The 18,094-nt window shown below is 55.8% G+C and carries 22 protein-coding genes; 10 read left to right on the top strand and 12 right to left on the bottom strand.

Annotation, left to right across the window (positions count from 1 at the left end):
* On the top strand, positions 1-378 hold a 378-nt coding region (locus tag VEV40_RS05615), incomplete at its 5' end, for a TA system VapC family ribonuclease toxin (protein ID WP_324830755.1).
* Positions 379-460: 82 nt separating this feature from the next.
* On the opposite strand, the gene VEV40_RS05610 is transcribed toward VEV40_RS05615, so the two are convergent.
* Both VEV40_RS05610 and VEV40_RS05605 read right to left on the bottom strand, forming a co-directional pair.
* The gene (locus VEV40_RS05610; protein ID WP_324830753.1) at positions 461-1,135 is read right to left on the bottom strand and encodes a hypothetical protein; all 675 of its coding nucleotides are present in this window, start codon (positions 1,133-1,135) and stop codon (positions 461-463) included.
* Positions 1,136-1,155: 20 nt separating this feature from the next.
* Positions 1,156-2,463: a DNA polymerase Y family protein gene (locus VEV40_RS05605; protein WP_324830751.1), complete on the bottom strand. Its 1,308-nt coding sequence runs from the start codon at positions 2,461-2,463 to the stop codon at positions 1,156-1,158.
* A gap of 474 nt (positions 2,464-2,937) precedes the next feature.
* Here VEV40_RS05605 and VEV40_RS05600 point away from each other — a divergent pair, with 474 nt between their 5' ends.
* Positions 2,938-3,108 carry a hypothetical protein gene (locus tag VEV40_RS05600; RefSeq protein ID WP_324830749.1) on the top strand — a complete coding sequence of 57 codons (171 nt, stop codon included), beginning with the start codon at positions 2,938-2,940 and terminating at the stop codon, positions 3,106-3,108.
* 82 nt (positions 3,109-3,190) lie between these two features.
* Here VEV40_RS05600 and VEV40_RS05595 read toward each other — a convergent pair whose 3' ends face one another.
* Positions 3,191-3,814, bottom strand: a complete 624-nt coding sequence (locus tag VEV40_RS05595) for a hypothetical protein (protein WP_324830748.1) — start codon at positions 3,812-3,814, stop codon at positions 3,191-3,193.
* Between the two features lie 84 nt (positions 3,815-3,898).
* Between VEV40_RS05595 and ribH the strand changes: the two genes are divergently transcribed.
* From ribH to VEV40_RS05575, 5 genes are all read left to right on the top strand, one after another.
* Entirely contained in the window at positions 3,899-4,759 is an 861-nt protein-coding gene (gene ribH / locus VEV40_RS05590; RefSeq protein ID WP_324830747.1) for a 6,7-dimethyl-8-ribityllumazine synthase, read from the top strand.
* Entirely contained in the window at positions 4,756-5,181 is a 426-nt protein-coding gene (gene nusB / locus VEV40_RS05585) for a transcription antitermination factor NusB (RefSeq protein ID WP_324830746.1), read from the top strand. The genes ribH and nusB overlap by 4 nt, the downstream gene beginning before the upstream one ends.
* A 67-nt stretch (positions 5,182-5,248) precedes the next feature.
* Entirely contained in the window at positions 5,249-6,112 is an 864-nt protein-coding gene (locus tag VEV40_RS05580; protein WP_324830745.1) for a sugar phosphate isomerase/epimerase, read from the top strand.
* Positions 6,113-6,280: 168 nt separating this feature from the next.
* Positions 6,281-6,664 carry a DUF262 domain-containing protein gene (locus VEV40_RS20675; protein WP_414637804.1) on the top strand — a complete coding sequence of 128 codons (384 nt, stop codon included), beginning with the start codon at positions 6,281-6,283 and terminating at the stop codon, positions 6,662-6,664.
* Entirely contained in the window at positions 6,649-7,356 is a 708-nt protein-coding gene (locus VEV40_RS05575; protein WP_324830744.1) for a hypothetical protein, read from the top strand. The genes VEV40_RS20675 and VEV40_RS05575 overlap by 16 nt, the downstream gene beginning before the upstream one ends.
* A gap of 690 nt (positions 7,357-8,046) precedes the next feature.
* On the opposite strand, the gene VEV40_RS05570 is transcribed toward VEV40_RS05575, so the two are convergent.
* On the bottom strand, positions 8,047-8,268 hold the full coding sequence (locus VEV40_RS05570; RefSeq protein WP_324830743.1) for a type II toxin-antitoxin system VapC family toxin: 222 nt from the start codon (positions 8,266-8,268) through the stop codon (positions 8,047-8,049).
* A gap of 282 nt (positions 8,269-8,550) precedes the next feature.
* The gene (locus VEV40_RS05565) at positions 8,551-8,991 is read right to left on the bottom strand and encodes an REP-associated tyrosine transposase (RefSeq protein ID WP_324830742.1); all 441 of its coding nucleotides are present in this window, start codon (positions 8,989-8,991) and stop codon (positions 8,551-8,553) included.
* A 209-nt stretch (positions 8,992-9,200) separates the two neighbouring features.
* On the opposite strand from VEV40_RS05565, the gene VEV40_RS05560 reads away from it, so the two are divergent.
* Positions 9,201-9,833, top strand: a complete 633-nt coding sequence (locus VEV40_RS05560) for an FMN-binding negative transcriptional regulator (RefSeq protein WP_324830741.1) — start codon at positions 9,201-9,203, stop codon at positions 9,831-9,833.
* 55 nt (positions 9,834-9,888) lie between these two features.
* On the opposite strand, the gene VEV40_RS05555 is transcribed toward VEV40_RS05560, so the two are convergent.
* The 4 genes from VEV40_RS05555 to VEV40_RS05540 all read right to left on the bottom strand — a co-directional run bounded on the left by VEV40_RS05555 (position 9,889) and on the right by VEV40_RS05540 (position 13,847).
* Positions 9,889-10,899 (bottom strand): transaldolase, encoded by a 1,011-nt coding sequence (locus VEV40_RS05555; protein ID WP_324830740.1) that lies wholly within the window; start codon positions 10,897-10,899, stop codon positions 9,889-9,891.
* 82 nt (positions 10,900-10,981) lie between these two features.
* On the bottom strand, positions 10,982-11,776 hold the full coding sequence (locus VEV40_RS05550; protein ID WP_324830738.1) for a fumarylacetoacetate hydrolase family protein: 795 nt from the start codon (positions 11,774-11,776) through the stop codon (positions 10,982-10,984).
* A 7-nt stretch (positions 11,777-11,783) separates the two neighbouring features.
* The gene (locus tag VEV40_RS05545) at positions 11,784-12,881 is read right to left on the bottom strand and encodes a hypothetical protein (protein ID WP_324830737.1); all 1,098 of its coding nucleotides are present in this window, start codon (positions 12,879-12,881) and stop codon (positions 11,784-11,786) included.
* A gap of 42 nt (positions 12,882-12,923) precedes the next feature.
* A complete protein-coding gene (locus VEV40_RS05540; protein WP_324830736.1) occupies positions 12,924-13,847 on the bottom strand; it encodes a TIGR01777 family oxidoreductase in 924 nt (307 codons plus the stop codon).
* Between the two features lie 236 nt (positions 13,848-14,083).
* Here VEV40_RS05540 and VEV40_RS05535 point away from each other — a divergent pair, with 236 nt between their 5' ends.
* Positions 14,084-14,845, top strand: a complete 762-nt coding sequence (locus VEV40_RS05535) for an XRE family transcriptional regulator (RefSeq protein ID WP_324830735.1) — start codon at positions 14,084-14,086, stop codon at positions 14,843-14,845.
* Here VEV40_RS05535 and VEV40_RS05530 read toward each other — a convergent pair.
* Entirely contained in the window at positions 14,842-15,372 is a 531-nt protein-coding gene (locus VEV40_RS05530) for a 5' nucleotidase, NT5C type (protein ID WP_324830734.1), read from the bottom strand. The genes VEV40_RS05535 and VEV40_RS05530 overlap by 4 nt on opposite strands.
* Positions 15,369-16,151 carry a zinc ribbon domain-containing protein gene (locus VEV40_RS05525; RefSeq protein ID WP_324830732.1) on the bottom strand — a complete coding sequence of 261 codons (783 nt, stop codon included), beginning with the start codon at positions 16,149-16,151 and terminating at the stop codon, positions 15,369-15,371. The genes VEV40_RS05530 and VEV40_RS05525 overlap by 4 nt, the downstream gene beginning before the upstream one ends.
* Positions 16,152-16,358: 207 nt before the next feature.
* On the opposite strand from VEV40_RS05525, the gene VEV40_RS05520 reads away from it, so the two are divergent.
* Positions 16,359-17,108: a secretin N-terminal domain-containing protein gene (locus VEV40_RS05520; RefSeq protein WP_324830731.1), complete on the top strand. Its 750-nt coding sequence runs from the start codon at positions 16,359-16,361 to the stop codon at positions 17,106-17,108.
* 43 nt (positions 17,109-17,151) lie between these two features.
* Here VEV40_RS05520 and VEV40_RS05515 read toward each other — a convergent pair whose 3' ends face one another.
* Entirely contained in the window at positions 17,152-18,060 is a 909-nt protein-coding gene (locus tag VEV40_RS05515; protein ID WP_324830729.1) for a transporter, read from the bottom strand.
* Positions 18,061-18,094: the final 34 nt, after the last annotated feature.

Raw genomic sequence — 18,094 nt, 5'->3', positions numbered from 1 at the left:
GTGCAGCACGACCGGGCGCATGAATGGTTTGCGTCCAAGGGGCAGAAGGCGTGGGCCACATGTCCGCTAACGGAAAACGGTGTATTGCGTATTGTCGGTCATCCTCGATATCCAAATTCTCCGGGCAGTCCTGCCGCAGTGGCGGAATTGCTGGCCTCCTTTCGGGAACTGTCCGGACACACGTTCTGGCCTGAGGATATGTCTCTTTTTGACCGTGGGTATGTGAACGCAGCACGGCTGCTTGACTCAGCCCAGATTACGGACAGCTACCTTCTGGCGTTGGCTCGCGCGCATGAAGGGCAGTTGGCCACCTTTGATCAGCGCCTGGTTACAAATGCTGTGATGAATGGGGCGCAGACGCTGCATGTGATTCGTTAAATCGGCACCGTGTTTGAAAGACTGCAGTGGGCATTTTACGAATCCCAGGTCTCAAAGGCGAGACCTGGGGCACCCGCACCCGCTAACGTACTGATCCAAGTAATTGAGAACACTTTTCACGCCAGATCATGGGTGACTTTAATGGCTGTAAATCATTTCCCTCCCAAGTCAAGTAATAGCAGGCATGGATCCGATATATTCCGTCTTCGTATTGAAACCATGTTAAGCCCCGACTCGATGCATTTGAATGGGAGCCAAGAACGATATCTTTATAGCCATTTGTTGACCATGGCCTGACAAGTATCTTTTCAAAAGTAACCTGACTGCGGTCCTCGGTGTCCAGGATCACTTTCAGCCCAGTGGCCGTTCGTTGAAAAATCCAAAAGATACAATTACCAGTTCCCCCACATGGCCCTAAACCATTCGCTTGGGCAATGATCTCTGGCTTGCCGTCACCATTCAAATCAACCAATTCAATCCGCGTATCTGCAACGAGATTGCGCAACTGAACCTCAGTCAGATCATCTAGGAGTTCTGCGTTATCTAGTTTCAGCCGTGACAAAACAGCGTTGGTCAGCTGAGTTTTGTCCACCGAACTCAAGTCAGGCGACGTCCTGATCGTATGTTCGTAGTCAAGTTCATGAGCTTCGCGTTCACTCCAACGAAAATGATTCGGCGTAGCTGAAATATTGGGCAACTTTTGTGCGCGAGAAAGCCAAGTCAGCCCCATCACCAACAAGACGAGCGTCGTTTTCATTTCTCCAAATCATATGCGCACTACTCAAACAAATCTGGAATGCTGGTGAAGGCGATTCGCGTGGGCGCGGCGGCTTTTGCCAGCAGCATGCTTGCCGGGAACAGCGTGTCGAGGCCGTACTTGTGGTTGAGCGAGTCCATGGTGGTGGAGAGGCGGGTGCGGCGCGATTCGCTTTCGAGCGAGGAAAAGAGGCTGAGCGTGTGCAGGTGTTCGGGGACGAGGTTGCCGAGCCAGACGCCGACGAAGAAGGGCTTCTGCAGCATCTCGCCCTGCGGCATCTCTGACCACAGCTTGCGCAGGGCTTCGACCAGCGTCTGGTTGTCCTGACATTCGACTACGGTCATGCCGCGCGACCAGCCGCTCTGCGGGATGCCGGAATAGTGGCGCTTCTTTGCCGTCTCTTTGGGCACGACGAATTTGACGGAGAGTGCGACGTTTGTTGTCCACAAGTGCGCGGTGCGCAGGCGCATGGCTGCCTTGTGCAGCAGCTTGTGGGCGATGGCGTAGGCGCCGTCGCGGGTGCGGAACTCGGGCGGCAGCATGTGGCTCTGGCTGATGGATTTCTGGTGTTCGAGCTTGGGATCGTTGAAGTCTTCGCCGCGCAACCAGTGGTAGAGCTTTTCGCCGCCAACGCCGCCCCACACATCGCTGAGCTGTTCGTGGTCGAGGGCGAGCAGTTGCTCCATGGTGCGGATGCCGCGGGCGTGCAGGTGCTTTTCCATGCGCGCGCCGATGCCGGGCAGGTCGCGCAGGACTAGCTGTTTCAGGGCGGGCTCGAGGATGTCCTGCGTGAGGGCAACCAGGCCGTCGGGCTTTTCCATGTCGGAGGCGATCTTTGCCAGATAGCGGTTGGGCGCGAGGCCGACGGAGCAGCGCAGGGTGCTGCCTACGTCGCGCCGGATGGTTTCCTTGATGCGGCGCGCGAGATCGAGCGCGGCCATGAGGGGCTGCTCGCGGCCCATGAGGCTGCAGGCCATTTCGTCGATGGACATGACGCTGGCGACTGGGACGCAGGTTTCGACGGCCTTGACGATTTTGTTGTGGTATTCGACGTAGAGCTCATGGCGCGCTTCGACCAGCTCGATGCCGGGGCACATACGCTTGGATTCTCCGACCTGGGTGCCGGTTTTGACACCGAAGGCCTTGGCCTCATAACTGGCGGCGATGCAGCAGGTGGTGTCGGCCATGACGGGGACGACGGCGACGGGGCGGTTGCGCAGCTCGGGGCGGAGTTCCTGCTCGACCGAGGCGAAGTAGGAGTTCAGGTCGAGGAAGAGCCAGCGGACGCGCGGGGTCTGGCTTTCATCGGATTTGGTGAGCGAAGGCACGGGATGTTATTTCGTTATGGCTGAAGAAGCTGCTGAAAAGTCACGTAAGCGAAGATTCCATTACCTCAGGGGCTAAAGCCCGATTTGTCCTAAGCCACTTACGGCATGGCTGAAGCCATGCCCTTACGAAACCTCTATGCGTTATAGGCCATTTTTGGGTTTTACGCAGCCTGTAAAGCCATGCTCTTATAGGGCGAAAGTTTTTCAACACCATGTGAACCTTTGAGGTATCGGACCTTTCAGTGGGCTACGTCTTCGTATTTTATTCGCCTACCTCTGGTCGAATGTATACGAAGCAGAAAAATTCCGCATCTTAAAAATTGGCGTTATGCAGCGTGGATCGCGCGCCGATAAGGCACGCAGGTCACGTCTTCTCACAAAATTTGCTTTCTACCGACAAAAACCAGTGAGATGATAGTGGCAATCACGGGGAGCTGTGGGCATGACGCGGGTTTTCTGGAAGAGGGTTTGAGTATGTGGTTCCTTCACATGCACGATTTGCTGAATCACTTGTCGCGCCTGAGCGACTATTTGCCCGCCATCCTGGTTACGATTGGCGTTGCGATGTTGATTGGGTGCGCCGTGGGTTGCGTCTGCTCTCCTTGCGAGGAGAAAGACGACCTCTTTCACAAAGAGGTCTATTAGAGCGCGGCCGGGCTGCAGAGGCTGCGGAGAATTTCAAGGCCTGGGTTGTTGTTTCTATTTAACCCGGCACTCAAAAAACAATCTAGAAGTGCAGATACAAGCCGACCGCAGGCTCATTGGATATCCGCCAGGTTCCGGTCTTGAATTGAGCCTCACCGTAGTCCGGCGTCTGATGATAGAGTCCGCGATATTGCAGGCGCATCCCAAAGTGTGACGTCAGCAGGGGAAAATCGGCTCCCAGCCCAAAGGTGATCGCGGCCCGCGCCTGCGCGCTGGCGTTCTGGCCACCGTTCAATGTTGGGGCATAGAGCAGCGCACTCACGCCTGCAAGCCCAAACGGCCTGATTCCCAGCAGCCCCGGCGCACTCAGCAGATAGGAGCCTTCAAACTCATGGACGTTGTGCTGAATCGCAAACGGATAGCTGGAGTAGCGGTCAGTGAACCTGGTGTAACCATAACCGGCTTCATAACCAAGCCACGGGTGATATACATGGCGGAAGGTCGCCTGCCCGCCCAGCGAATACAGCGGCGTAACCTTGATGCCGTTGCCGTCTACGGTTGACGTGAACTGCCCAAAGGCGCTCAACGCAACTTCGCTGTTTTTCAGGTAGGTCTGCGCGCCTGCCGGTTGCGCAAGCAGTGACGCTAAAAGCAGCGCCGCAAATATCAAGGAAGGCTTCCAGCCATTACGGTACTTTGCCAACATCAGGTCTCCCTTAGCCATACTAACGAAAGTTGTTGTCGCGCGGCGCAGGTTTCCGCGCCGGCGCTTCACTGGTAAAGTCAAACTATGATCAAAGGCATCACCATAGTGCGGCAGACAAGCACTCCGGCTGTGTTCGACAAGCTGGCAAGCTTTTTCGCCGCGCTTGGGCTGGAGAAAGGCAAAGGCTGGGACGAGGAGCAGAGCCGGGGCCGCGCGTTTCTCGCGCCGCTGGGTAATCTGGAGTTTGTAGACGGGATGCCTCCGTCGAATGCCGATGTCTTTGTCGAGGTCACCAGTCTTGATTCGGTGCATGAGATTGCTGAACGTTGGCTGAGTCAGAACTGGGGCGACAGCACGCCGCACATCACCGCGACTGCCGATACGGACTGGAAGTCGCGGCTCTTTACCGTCGAGCCGGTTCCCGGTGTTGCTTTTTCCTTCTGGGAGTGGTCTGAGCCGCTGAAAGGCAAGCCAATCGCGCTCGAAGGCGATCTTTCGGCAGAAGGTATGCGCTTCGCCATCATCGTGGCGCGGTGGAATGCGGTCATTACAGACCGCCTGCTGCAAGGCGCGCTCGACTGTCTCTATCGCAGCGGAGCGAAGAAAGAAGATGTTCAGGTCATCCGCGTTCCCGGCGCGTGGGAGATTCCCTCAGCCGCGCGCAAAGTTGCCGAGACGGAAAGAGTCGACGCAGTCATCACGCTGGGAGTGCTTTTGCGCGGCGAAACGGCGCATTACGAGGCCATTTACAACGAAGTTTCGCGCGGAATCGGGCAGTCGCAGCAGGATACCGGTATTCCCCATGCCTTCGGTGTACTCACCTGCGAGACGCTTGAGCAGGCCCTCGACCGCGCCGGTCTCAAGGCCGGAAACAAGGGTTTCGAAGCCGCATCTGCTGCCATCGAAATGGTCTCACTGCACCGCAAGATCGGGGCCGGGGTATGAGCTCGGCTCCGGGGAAACGGCGCAAGTCGCGCGAGCTTGCCATGCAGATGCTCTTTCAGCTCGACATGGGCAAGAACACTCCCGACCAGGTGCGCAACACTTTCTGGAAGGCGCGCGAGGAAGACGACGCCGACGTGCGCGGCTTTGCCGAGGACATCTTCCGCGTTGCCGTCGCCCGCGAGCCCGAAGTGACCGACCTGATCGTGAAGCATTCGGCACACTGGCGGCTGGAGCGCATGGCCAGCGTGGACCGGAATGTTCTGCGCATGGCGATTGCCGAGATGCTCGGTTTCCCCGGAACACCCGCGCCCATTGTCATCAATGAGGCGCTGGAAATTGCGCGGCGCTACTCCGCTCCGGAGTCGATCAATTTTCTCAATGGGGTTCTCGATGCAGTGGCCAGGGCCCGGCTGAACGCCTGACCTCAAACTTGCGAGGCGTACCGCAACGCGAGACGTTCCCTTTGGACACGCTGACCACGAGAAAATTATGATGGCGTCCATGTCCATGACCCGCCGGGAATTCCTCCGTTCCAGCGCTTTTGCCGCTGCTGCCTCCACTGTTGCCGTTCACCCGCTATTTGCCAAGGCCGGAAAGCAGGCGCCGTTTCGGCTGGGGATGTGCAGCTATACGTTTCGCGAGTTCGACCGGGCGCATGTGATTCAGTGGATGAAGGAGCTGAAGCTGACCGGCCTGAATGCCAAGGACGTCAAGGACCATCTGCCGATGACTCCGCCCGAGGCGACGCTGGCGGCGGTGGCCGCTTACAAGGCGGCGGGCATCATGCCGCACGCGGTGGGCACGGTCTACTTTCCCAAGGACGAGGACGACGACGTGCGCATGCGCTTCGATTACGCGAAACGCGCTGGTGTGAAGGTGATCGTCGCCGGCGATCCGACGCCGGAGACGCTGCCGCGCATCGAGAAGTTTGTGAAGGAGTACGACATCCGCTTCGCGCTCCACAACCACGGGCCGGAGGACAAGCTCTGGCACTCGCCGCTCGATGTGTTGAAGGTCGTCGGAAACATGGATCCGCGCATGGGCTGCTGCGTCGATGTGGGCCATACGGCGCGCGCAGGCGTTGACCCGGTAGAGGCGATCAAGGCGGTTGGGCCGCGCCTGTTTGACGTGCATATGAAAGATCTCGCCGATATGAAGGTGAAGGAGAGCCAGGTGCCGGTGGGCGAGGGCAAAATGCCCGTCCGCCAGATCTTCGAGACGCTGGTTGCGCTCAATTACAAGGGCTATGTCGATCTAGAGTACGAAATCCACGGTGACGACCCGATGCCCGGAGCGACGGAGAGCATCAACTACATGCGTAAGGTTCTGGGTGAGATGGGGTATGCGGGGTAGTGAGGTTCTCTATAAAGATCCCTGCTCTAATCAGTTAATCATCAGTCATTGCTCAATGCATTAAGACTTAAAGGCACTATGGGCATACTCAAAGTTTCAGCTATAACCATCCCCTCAATTCGCTACTGAACTCCCATATTCGAAGCTTTACAATTAACGCTTGAACCCATGATGAAAACACACCAAGTTAGTAAGACCCACTACAAAGTCAGCGACTTTATCACTTGGGCCAAGGCTGGGACACTCATTCTTAGTCCCTCATTCCAGCGTCGTTCTGTGTGGCCAACGGGAGCTAAATCATTTCTCATAGACACGATTGTAAGGGGTCTACCAATCCCGATAATCTTCCTGCGGGAACAAAAAACTGACCTTGAAAGTCTCGAGCCGAAGCGTGAAGTTGTGGACGGTCAACAACGGATTAGGACACTACTGGCATTTCTCACGCCAGCTTTAGTTAAGAACTTCGATCCCAATCGAGATGAGTTCACCATCAAGGCTGCCCACAATAAAGAGCTGCTGGTAAAGCGTTCAAGGAATTGCCGCCTGGCGTAAAGCAGACAATCCTCGATTATCAATTCAGTGTCCATGTTCTCCCATCAAGTGTTGATGATCGAGAAGTGCTGCAAATATTTGCACGCATGAATGCGACTGGTCTCAAACTGAATGCACAAGAACTGCGCAACGCCGCATATTTTGGTGAGTTCAAAACATCCGTATACGCAATATCTGCGGAGCAGTTGCGGCGATGGAGAGAGTGGAGAATATTTTCTGAGTCACAGATCTCTCGAATGTTAGAGGTTGAAATTACCAGTGAATTTCTTCAGATCATGATTAAGGGGCTTGTAGGTAAAACTCAAAAAGCTCTCGATAATTTGTACAGAGATCTGGAAGAAATATGGTCTGAACGAGCAGAGGGAGAACGTCGGTTCAGGCACTGCATGGAAGAACTAGCCCGCACGGTTGGCTCCGATTTGGCTAATACTGCATTTACCAATCGTGCTGCTTTTTATGCTCTCTTCGCTGTGGTCTATGACGCTTCATTCGAGATTGGCTCTTTGCTGAAAAAGAAAAAAGCGGTGGATCTTCCAGCCAATTTCAGATCACGCGTTCTACATGTAAGCGACACGCTTCAAATGGGAAAGGCACCAGATAAGGTGATAGACGCGCTCGCGCGACGTACGACACACAAAGACTCTCGTAAGACCGTTGTCGATTATCTGAAGTCTCGACTCATTCATGGCTAGGTCGGCGAGGGCAGTTTCGGATGACTTTACGGCTCGCTTGCGGAAGTTTGAGCGTTCCCGAGCAAAGCTTGAACAACTGTTCTTGAATGGGTATGTAACTCGTCACGATATTCACTTATTCTATGAAGGCATCTTCCTAAGAACTGTTACATCCTTTGAGGCCTTAATGGATGACCTATTCATCGGGCTTCTGACTGGCGGGATTACATCGAGACGCCACATTTGTCCCAGGGTAAATTTTCGGTCTACTGTGATTGCAAGAGATGTGGTGTTAGGTGGGAAAGCATATATCGATTGGCTCCCGTACCATTTTACTGAGAAACGCGCGCTTGCTTTTTTTCGTCGGGGGCAACCCTTCAGCAATTTAGATAAAGCAGACAAGAAGGCCCTTGATCGGATTTTGACGATTCGAAACGCTGTCGCCCACCAAAGCCGCGCCGCTCGCTACAAGTTCGAGAATGAGGTTCTCGGTGGCGTGCCTTTGCTGCCTGTCGAGCGAACTCCCGCTGGGTTTCTTCGCTCTGTTTTTCGTGTGACGCCCCCTCAAACGCAATATGAAGACATCGCAAGCACTTGCGCAATGATAGCGCGGAAGCTGTCTAAGTAGAATATTGGACTATCGTCCGCCTTAATGGATTTGATCCTCTTCTGTTGTTGGGCGACCGGATGCTGGGATGATGCCTGCTCGATTCAGATCACTGTGCCCGGATCGAGAATCTCCAGTTTCGGGAAGTAAGTCCGATAGCCCACAGCGTCACGCGTGAGCAAAGCAAGATTTTCAATCGCCGCGTGCGCGCCGATGTAAAAATCGGGCAATGGAGCCTGTCGCGGGCCTCCACGACGGCGATATGTCACGAAGCACTTTCCGGCAAGAAATCCGGCTTCCCATGGCAGGGCTTCCCGCAGATACACAGATCCATTCGAATTACCTCAGGGGCTAAAGCCGTGCCCTTCCGAAGCTTAAACCTCCGCTTATCTCGGGGGCTAAAGCCTCCTTATGACGGATCTTTGCGGCACCCTTCGACTTCGCTCAGGGCAGGCTCCTGAAGCCGTGCTCTTACGATGCTGTAAAAATCTCAGCAGCCTGTTTAGAGATTGCAAAAAACCTCTCTGGTTTCGTCAGGGCATGGCTTCAGCCATGCCGCACGTCGCTCGAATCGAACGGGGCTTTAGCCCCTGAGGTAATGGAATTTTTCAACCTGCGACGGCTCTTTGCCATCCCTTCCATGCAGAGGACCACTTGTAATCTTCGGCTGATTCACAGAGGCGGCCCTCTACAGGGTTCATGCGAATGTATTGCCGAAAGCTCAGGAACTCCTCCCGATTGCGCGCTCTCCGGTCGGTGAATCCCCGCTGCCACACCGGAGCTTTTGAATGCAAGCGGCGCGAGAAACCGCCCTTGATGTATCCAACAGCGCGTTCGAGCGGAATATTTTGCGGAGTCAACAGCAGATGCACATGCTCGGGCATCACGACAAAGTCGTGCAATCGATAGTGTCCTTCACGCCGGTAGTGCTGGAGGGTTTCGAGGAAGAGCTCGCAGTTGGCAACAACCTGAAAGAGTCGCTTGCGATTGTAGGTCACAGATGTGACAAGGAATGTTCCAGAATGTGTGGGTCTTGGCGGGGCCGACATCGACGCGATTTTATCGCGTTTACCTCAGGGGCTGAAGCCCTTTGACGAAGAGACCTGTGCGGCATGGCTAAAGCCATGCCCTTACGAAACCGGCGAATCTTTTCTGTAGCCTCTAGACGCCGTGCCCTTGCGAAACAAGAGGCTTTTAAGGTAGTTTTACCGCCGAAGTCGCCTATCCAATCGCTGATACCTTTCGCTATCGTGGAACCATGTATATCCCAAAGTTCAATGAAGAGACGCGCACTCCGGTTCTGTACCAGTTGATGCGCGAGCGGCCACTGGCTTCGCTGGTCACCTATGGACGGATTGGGCTGTTTGCGTCGCATCTGCCGATGGTTCTCGATGACGAACCTGCGCCGCTAGGGCTGCTGAAATGCCATGTCTCGCGGGCGAATGCGCAGTGGAAGGATTTCGATCCGCAGGTCGAGGCGCTGGCTATCTTCTCCGGCGCGGAGCATTACATCTCTCCGACGTGGTATGAGGAAAAGCAGGCGACGGGCAAGGTGGTTCCGACGTGGAACTATGCCGTCGTTCATGCCTACGGCCATCTGAAAGTGATGGATGACGTCGAGTGGCTGCGGGCGCATGTGGAGAGCCTGGTGAAGATCCATGAAGCGGGAATGTCTCAGCCGTGGGCGGTGAGCGATGCTCCGGCAGACTATATCGCGTCGATCATCAAAGGGATTGTCGGGCTGGAGATGAAGATCGAGCGGCTGGAAGGTAAGTGGAAGGTGAGCCAGAACCGGTCGGAGGCTGACAGGCGCGGGGTGGTCGAGGGCCTGGCGGAGATTGGATCGCCCAGCGCCGAGGAGATGAGGCGGCTGGTCGAGGAGACGCTGTAAGCAATCCTTCCCCTTCATTGAAATGAACGGGAAGGATTACGTTTCAGGTTAAGGCTTAGTCTGCGCTGACAAGTTTCAGGTCGCGGGTTTCCAGTTCGCAGAGGCGCTTGGCCAGAAGGACTTCCAGATTTTCCAGCGCTTTGCTGAATCCTTCGATGCCTTCCTTCAGCTTGTCATTTGCCATGCGGTCGGCAGCATGCATCTTGTCGAATGTCGCCTTGTCGATGGTGAGCTTTTCGATCTGCATCGTTTTGGCTTTTTCCGGATCGAGCTTGCGCGACAGGTCGCCTTCCGTAGTGGCGAGTTCGGTCAGCAGGTGCGGGGAGATGGTGAGCAGGTCGCAGCCGGCCAGTTCAATAATTTCGCCGGTATTGCGGAAGCTCGCGCCCATGACCACCGTCTTGTAGCCGAAGCGCTTGAAGTAGTTGTAAACGCGGGTGACGGACTGCACGCCGGGATCGTCGGCGCCTTTGTAGTCTTTGCCCGTGTCTTTCTTGTACCAGTCGAGAATGCGACCAACGAACGGCGAGATGAGGGTGACGCCTGCTTCAGCGCAGGCAATGGCCTGATGCAGACCGAAGAGCAGCGTCAGGTTGCAGTGGATGCCTTCCTTCTCAAGCTGCTCGGCGGCGCGGATGCCTTCCCAGGTAGAGGCGATTTTGATCAGGATGCGCTCGCGCGAGATGCCGGACTTTTCATAGAGGCCGATGATGTCGTGGGCCATCTTTTTTGTGCCTTCGGTGTCGAAGGAAAGGCGGGCGTCAACTTCAGTCGAGACGCGGCCTGGGATGACAGCGAGAATTCTTTTGCCGAACTCGATGGCCAGATGCTTGAAGGCGAGATTGGCTACATCCTTGTCGCTGGCTCCATCGCCGAGCTGCTTGTGCGCGTCGAGCAGCACTCCATCCACAATGGACTGATACTGTGGCATTTGCGCGGCGGCAGTAATGAGCGACGGATTGGTGGTCGCATCCTGCGGCTTGGCTTGTTCAATGGCTTCGATGTCGCCTGTGTCGGCCACGACGACGGTCATTTCGCGGAGCTGTTGGAGCAGGGTCTTCGGCATGATTCCTCCTAGGTCTCAGGGCCTGATTTTCAGGGCTATATGAGATTAGATGCGACGCCACAAGCAAGGATACGCTTTCCGATTATCCCACGATTACCGGGTTCGAGAGCGTTCCTATGCCTTCTATCGTAACCTCAACCGTGTCGCCGGGCTGCATAGGCGCAACGCCGGACGGGGTCCCGGTAGGGATTAAGTCGCCGGGATAGAGAGTGATGGCGGCCGTGATGTGGCGCAGCAGAACGGCAATGGGAAAGATGAGGTCGCGGGTGTTGCCGTTCTGGCGCAGCTCACCGTTGAGACGCGTTTCGACCTGAATGCCTGTTTCGGGATCGATTTCGTCCGTGACAATAGGGCCTGCGGGGCAGAAGGTATCAAAGCCCTTGGCACGCGACCATTGACCGTCGGATTTCTGCAGGTCGCGCGCTGTGACGTCGTTGACGATAGTGTAGCCGCGGATGTACTGGCGCACGTCTTCTTCGGGGCCGATTCTTGTACAGCGTTTGCCAATGACGATGGCGAGCTCGCCTTCGAAATCGACGCGCTGCGAGATGGCCGGTTTGTGAATGGCCTGCTTATGGGCAATGAGTGAGGATGGTGTTTTTAGAAACAGCAGCGGCTCTTTTGGAACTTCATTCCCCAACTCAGCGGCATGCTCTCTATAGTTACGGCCAATGCAGACGATTTTTGACGGAACAACGGGCGGCAAGAGAGTTGCCTGGTCGAATGGCAACGGGCTGAAAGTCGCATTGTCGGCAAGTTTCGTCCACGGATCTTCTTCCGGCGGCGGAAGCAGGCGCTCGATCCAGAGCGCACTGTTGCGGTCAGAGACTTCACCGTATTGCGGGCCTGATTGAGATTGGAAGCGGCAATATTTCATGGATTCCTCATTGTGGAAGGGTTTCTTCGACTTCCGGCGAACGCGGGCTTTCATTCTTGTCGTGATCTATGGCGCTTACGGAGTAAGCATAGCCTTTGCCAGGTTCGGCGGCTGCATCTCTAAAAGCTGGTCCGACAATGGGCTGCGTCGGTGAGATACGAATTGGAGCGGCGGTTGATCCAGCTTCGCGGCGGTAGACGATGTATCCGGCAAGATCGTTCTCTGTATTGGGAGACCACGACAGGTCAATGGCGTGTTCATCTGGGCTGCCTACAGCCACAAGCCCTGTGGGCACAGCAGGCGGAAAGATGTCGCGCGTATTCAGGGTGACGACGGGACTGGGGTCGCTGGCGATTTCGATTTTGTGTTCCCCGAGGCTCAGGGTTTCGATGCGCTGGGCAGTGTAGTGGTAGGTCTCATCGAATGCGGCGTCTTTGTCATAGGCGCGTGCGGGGTCGTGTCCCGATTTATAGGTTACTTCGAGGGTCTGTTGCGGGGGAGTTGCAGCCCCTTTACGGAGCAGAGCAGAGCTTTGCTTTGGCGACGGTTCCTGTTTTGCGACGAAAGTTCGCTCGATGCGGATGAGTGTGCTCGCGTCCTTTGTGGGCTGCCAGCGCAGGAGGACTCCTTCCGTGTGGATTTCAGCTGCGAAGGCTGCTGCCTGGGCGGGTGCTGCTCCGGAGGCGGACCAGGCCGGATTCGAAGGACCAGCGGTTTTTCCGCGATGGTTGCGGAGTTCAACAGTGTAAGTAACGAGCTGGGACGTGCCACTGGTCAGCGCGCCGGGCAGATGGTCAGTGAAGTCGGCTTCCGCGTCCGGCGCGTATTTCGCGTCGCCTGCCGTTTCACAGGGACCATTGGCGACGCTGCGACAGACATGCACGTCCTGATCGCCCTTTAAAAGAACGCGGTCAGTGGCGCGCTTGGGCATCGTCCAGTGGAGATGGACTTCATTGCCGATGCGCGTCGCTGTGAGATCAGTTGGAGGCTGCGGCAAATACAGGCTTGGCGGCTGGGGCGGCGCGACCATTCCGCAGGCAACTAGAAATGGCAGGACGGCGGCCAACGATAGAAAAGATAGAGATGCCCGCGCGCGCTGGTTCATTCCTGTTGTTTTTCCGTTTCTAATCCAGCGTAGCAGAGGCGGTCAGGTTGATTTCACAAGCAGTGATTCGAGCGCGGCGGTTAGCTGCTCATGCTGAAAATGGAATCCGGATTCCGTGAGTTGTGCAGGGATGACGCGCGCGCTGGCAAGCAACGCTTCGTCGGCCATTTCTCCCAGGATCACACGCAGGGCCAAGGCCGGAGCCGGAAAAACGGCCGGCCGGTGGACGGTGTGCGCAAGTGTTCGCGTGAATTCGGAATTAGTAACAGGGTTGGGGGTGACAAGATTGATGGGGCCGGAGAGTTCTTGCCTGGCAATAATGTGCGAGACGACCGCGACCACATCCGGCAGAGAAATCCAACTCATCCACTGTCTGCCTGAACCGAGTCGGCCTCCGAGTCCCAGGCGAAACAAAGGAAGCATTTTGGCGAGCGCGCCTCCTTCGGATGACAGCACTACGCCAAAGCGCAGATGTATAACCCTGACTCCGGCATCTTTGGCGGGTTGTGCTGCTGCTTCCCAGGCGATGCAGGTTTTGGCGAGAAAGCCGATTCCGTGCGGGGAGGCTTCTGTCAGCACTTCGTCACCGCGATTTCCGTAAATGCCGATGGCCGAGGCGCACAAAAAGATTGGCGGTGGATTTTTCAATTCCGCCAGCAATTTTGCCAGGGTCTCCGTGGTTTGAACGCGGCTGTCGGCGATTTCCTTTTTGTAGGCGGTTGTCCATCGGTGGGCGGCGACATTGGCGCCGGAAAGGTGGATGGCTGCATCAAAGCCCTCAAGCTGGGATGGATCGCCAATTGCCGGAAAAGATTGCGGCGACCAGCAAATCTCCTGCTCATTGTCCGGTTTGGGTTTTCTTACCAGGCGAGTCACTGAAATCTGACTGGCGGTGAAAGTGCGTACCAATGCTGTACCGATCAATCCGGAGGCGCCACTGACGAGAATTCGAGACGGTCTGGTCATGGCCCGCAAGAAGCTATTCGTCCTATTTTTTACAACTTAATGACAACTTCAGGACACGCAATCCGGTCATATTTCATAGGATGCAGTGAGCAGAATTTTCCGGCAGATCGGAAGCTGCACAATCATGGCGGCTTATGGCGTTTGATGCAGCGGAAAATTTGTTAGTGACTGTAACATCAATATCGCTGATTGCATCGGATTAAATGTGCAGGACGCGAACGAGGGCATTTATGGCCATGAAGCAACAAAGCAACGAGCAGGTAGATCCCGTTAGTGCGGAAACCTTTATTGCTGAAAAGCATATAGGCGAGCGCATCAAGCGTTTGCGGCTGAAAAAGTCGATGGGACTGGTCGAGCTAGGAAAGCACACCGGGCTTTCGGCGAGCTTTCTTTCACAGCTTGAGACAGGCCGCGTGGTGCCGACCCTCCGGAACCTCGCTCGTATTGCAATGGTCTTCAGCAAAGATCTCTCCTATTTCTTTGAATCAGAACCACATACAGTCTTTCGCGTACATAAAAAGAATGACCGCGTGCGGCTGCCGCAAACGGGCGTCGACGACCCTACCTATTATTTTGAGAGCCTGGGCTATATGGTGCCCGACCGCCATCTCGATCCCTACTATGCGGAGTTCATTCCACTTAAAAAGAACATCGAGGTGCGGCCCCACGTCCATCCTGGCTATGAATTCCTCTATATGCTGGATGGCGAGCTGGAAATTCGCCATGCCGACAAGACCACGGTGCTTGGAGCGGGCGACAGCGTGTACTTCGATGCGAGCACTCCGCACTCCTACCGGTGCGCGGGCAAAACTGCGGCCATTGCGCTGATTGTGACCATGCACCAGCAGCATATCCAACAGCCCACGATGCATCTTCGCCCCATTGGAGCGCCCGCAGGAACGCGTCCGGCTCAGGGACCGGGGATAAAGACCGAGACAGAGACTTATCCAACTGCGGCGCGCGCAGCAACTCCGGTGCACGGGAACGGGCGGCACTAATCTGCAAGAAAAAGCTGTCCCACCTGCCGCCAGTTGTCCACGCGTCGATATCCGGTGACGTGCAAGTTGTGCGGAGCGGTAAAGAGAATTCCCTCGCCGGAAAAGCGCCGGAAGTGAAGTGGCTGGTCGTCGATGAGATAGTCGGTTTGCAGAATGCTCTTGTCGCCGCAGAAAACAAAATGCGTGGGCGGCAGAAATGGAAAATGCCTGCGCAGCCATCGGAACTTGGGGCCGAACGAATTAGGAAATTCCATTGCCGCAGTGGCAATGAACACTTCATATTGCTGGGCGAGCGCTTTGACAACGCGCTGGCTGTCGGCCATTACTCCCAAATCCTCAAAGAAATCTTCCGATCGTAAATAGCCTTCAAGCCGTTCCTGGCGGTCGGCGGAGACAATTTCCCACAGCCATTTGCCCTTAAGATCGGCCTTGGTTACGGCTTCGTCATGGTCGCGATTGTAGCGGACGATGTGCTCGGCCAGCGTGTCGGCCAGCACCTCATCCATATCGATGGCGATGCGCTTCATGACTCGGTTTCAGGTGTTTCCACTCCGATTTTCTTTTTGCGCTTTGGCTCGCCGATGGGAGGTTCAGGAATGGGTTCGAGCGATGGATCGTAGTAAAGCAGCCTGCCGCAGCTTTCGCAGTGGATGCGCTCGCCCTGGCGGGCCTGGTTCCACATCTGCGGGCGGAGAAACATCTGGCAGCCCATGCAGCGCTGCCCCTGCGCGTGCGCCAATCCGGTGCCGCGCGAGGAGGCGATGCGGTCGTAGTCGGCGAGCAGGTCTTCGTCAATTTCTTTGCGCAGCGCGGCGCGCGATTTGTTCAACGCATCGAGCCGCGCCTGCTGTTCGGAGGTCTGTTTGCGCGCTGATTCTTTTTCCCTTTCGACGAACGCTTTGTGACTGGTCAGGTCCTGGCGTGCCTGTGCGCGAACGCGCTCGAACTGCTCACTACGTTCCATGCTTTCCAGTTCCACATCTTCGAGCCGGCGGATCTCGTTTTCCGCAAAGCTGATTTCATGCTGCAAGGCGTGAAACTGCTCGTTGGTCTTGACGCTGCTCGATTGGTCGCGGAACTTAGCGATCTTCTGTTGCTGATCCTTGATGTCGCTTTCAAGGCGGCGGCGCGTGGCTTCCTCCGCTTGGACTGATTTGTCCGCCTTTTCGACGGTCTGCGTCTGCGAGCGCAATTTTTCTTCAATCGCGGCCAGATGACCGGGCAAGGCGGCAATCGATTGTCGCAGCTGCGTGACTTCTACATCGGCTTCCTGCAGGCGGATAAGGTGTTCGAGAGAGGCGTCCATCGTTGAAAAGTGCAGTCTAGCACGCGGCTCTCTAACTCGACTAAGCCGGGCGACGGAAACATTTGTCGAGCGGAAGCAGACATGGCGCGTCCGTCTCGGTAGAAGGCCTATCGGGGTGATCGAGCGATACAGCCTGATGGCCCTTGGTCAAGACTTTTCGAGAGGCGCGTAATGAGACTGAATTGTGACGATACTGGAAACAAGACAATGAATTCCGCTGGGATATTTGCTCTTTTGACGGTGACCCTGGCGCTCATCGCAGCAAGCGCGGGCGCGCAGACACAGGCAAAGGAGTCCGGACCAGCCGAACCGAAAGCCAATGCAGAAACATATCAGACTCTTTACTTGTCCGGCGTCACCCAGCAGCAGGAAGCCAATGATATTGTGACTGACCTCCGCAACATGCTTCCCAAAGCCCGGCTGTATTATGTGCCGTCGCAAAATGCCATCTCTGTGCGCGCCACTTCTGACGAGATTCAACTTGCACAGAAGATTCTCTCGGACATTGACAGGCCAAGGAAGACGTATCGTCTCACTTACACCGTCTCCGAAACGGACGGAGGCAAGGCCGCCGGAACACAACATTTCACTCTCGTTGTCGCGGCGGGAGGAAAAACTCAACTGAAGCAGGGCGACAAAGTGCCCATAGTCACAGGAAGCTACAACGAAGGGTCTTCCAACGCCAACTCTCAAGTGCAATATCTTGACGTGGGATTGAACGTCGATGCGTCTCTCGACGCATACTCCGATGGATTGAGATTGCATTCAAAAATTGAGCAGTCGAGTGTTGCCGACGAGAAATCCGGCATCGGCACGCAAGACCCAATTGTCCGTCAAACGACCCTGGATGTTGTATCAACCCTGGCGCAGGGCAAGCCGCTTGTTCTGGGATCGCTGGATATCCCGGGCGGTACGCGCCGACAACAAATTGAAGTCGTTTCAGAGCCCATTCCATGAGCACGAACGGATGATTCTCACGGGGCTGTGATGGCGCATAGAGTCATCGATAGCCCCGGCCCCAGCTGTAGTCGTACTTTACGGCAAAGCCGGAAATGGCCGGGCCATTTTGATGCGCCAGCGCCCTGGCCCATTCGAACACGAGCGAGTTTCGGGCATTGAGAGAGACATTCACCTCACTGCCAAGGATGAAATTCTGCTGTGAGTTGTTCTGGTCCACGCCGTTGACCAATGTCTCGCCGCGAAAGGAATAGCGCGTATCCACAGCCGCCCAGACACTGTTGGTGAAGGAATAGCTGATGTGTCCTTCAAGGCCAGCCAGGGGCTGTTGCCTCAGGATTTCAACCCCGCGATAAGAAGTGTTGTCGGTGTAGAAATATGTGTTGGCGTAGACATCGAGCTGCCACTTCTGCTCAGGGCCGAATGGCTGCGAGAGAGCGATTTCCGGCTTGAAGGACCAGCGGTCTGAACCAAGGTTGAGCAGCTTGCTCGAGTTGTAAAAGCCGGTGGGAGCTGTAACGGTAAGGCTCGCGCCTATGACGGTCGTTGGATTGTAGTTTTCGAATTGCGCCATGCTGAGCGCTGGGCCTCCCTTGAGCAGCATGGCCAACATGTAGCTGGAGTCGCCTGTGCCAACGGTCGATCCACTGATATTTATGCCGGAGATCGACCCGTTGAGCCCGGCAATCGGAATACCGGGCTGCACCCAGGCCAGACGGTGAAGGAAGCCGAAATAGCGTGCGTACTGAATGGATCCCTGATTCACGTCAAGCTTTGCGCCTGAAACAATGAGTGACGTGTCGAGGGATGAATCGGAGCGCGCAAAGGCATAGGCAAGCTCGATCTGATTAGTTCCTACTGGTGTGTTGTCATACGTGTGGGGGTCTGTGAACTGGGCGGAAGCATGTGAAACGGCCAAAGCGAAGCAGACGAAGAGCAGCCGTTTGCGCATGACAGCAATGTAGCAAACCCGTTATTTGCGCGTA

This window comes from Alloacidobacterium sp. (genome assembly GCF_035631355.1).
Lineage (GTDB): Bacteria > Acidobacteriota > Terriglobia > Terriglobales > Acidobacteriaceae > Alloacidobacterium.
This window is presented reverse-complemented; position numbering and strand designations above follow the sequence as displayed.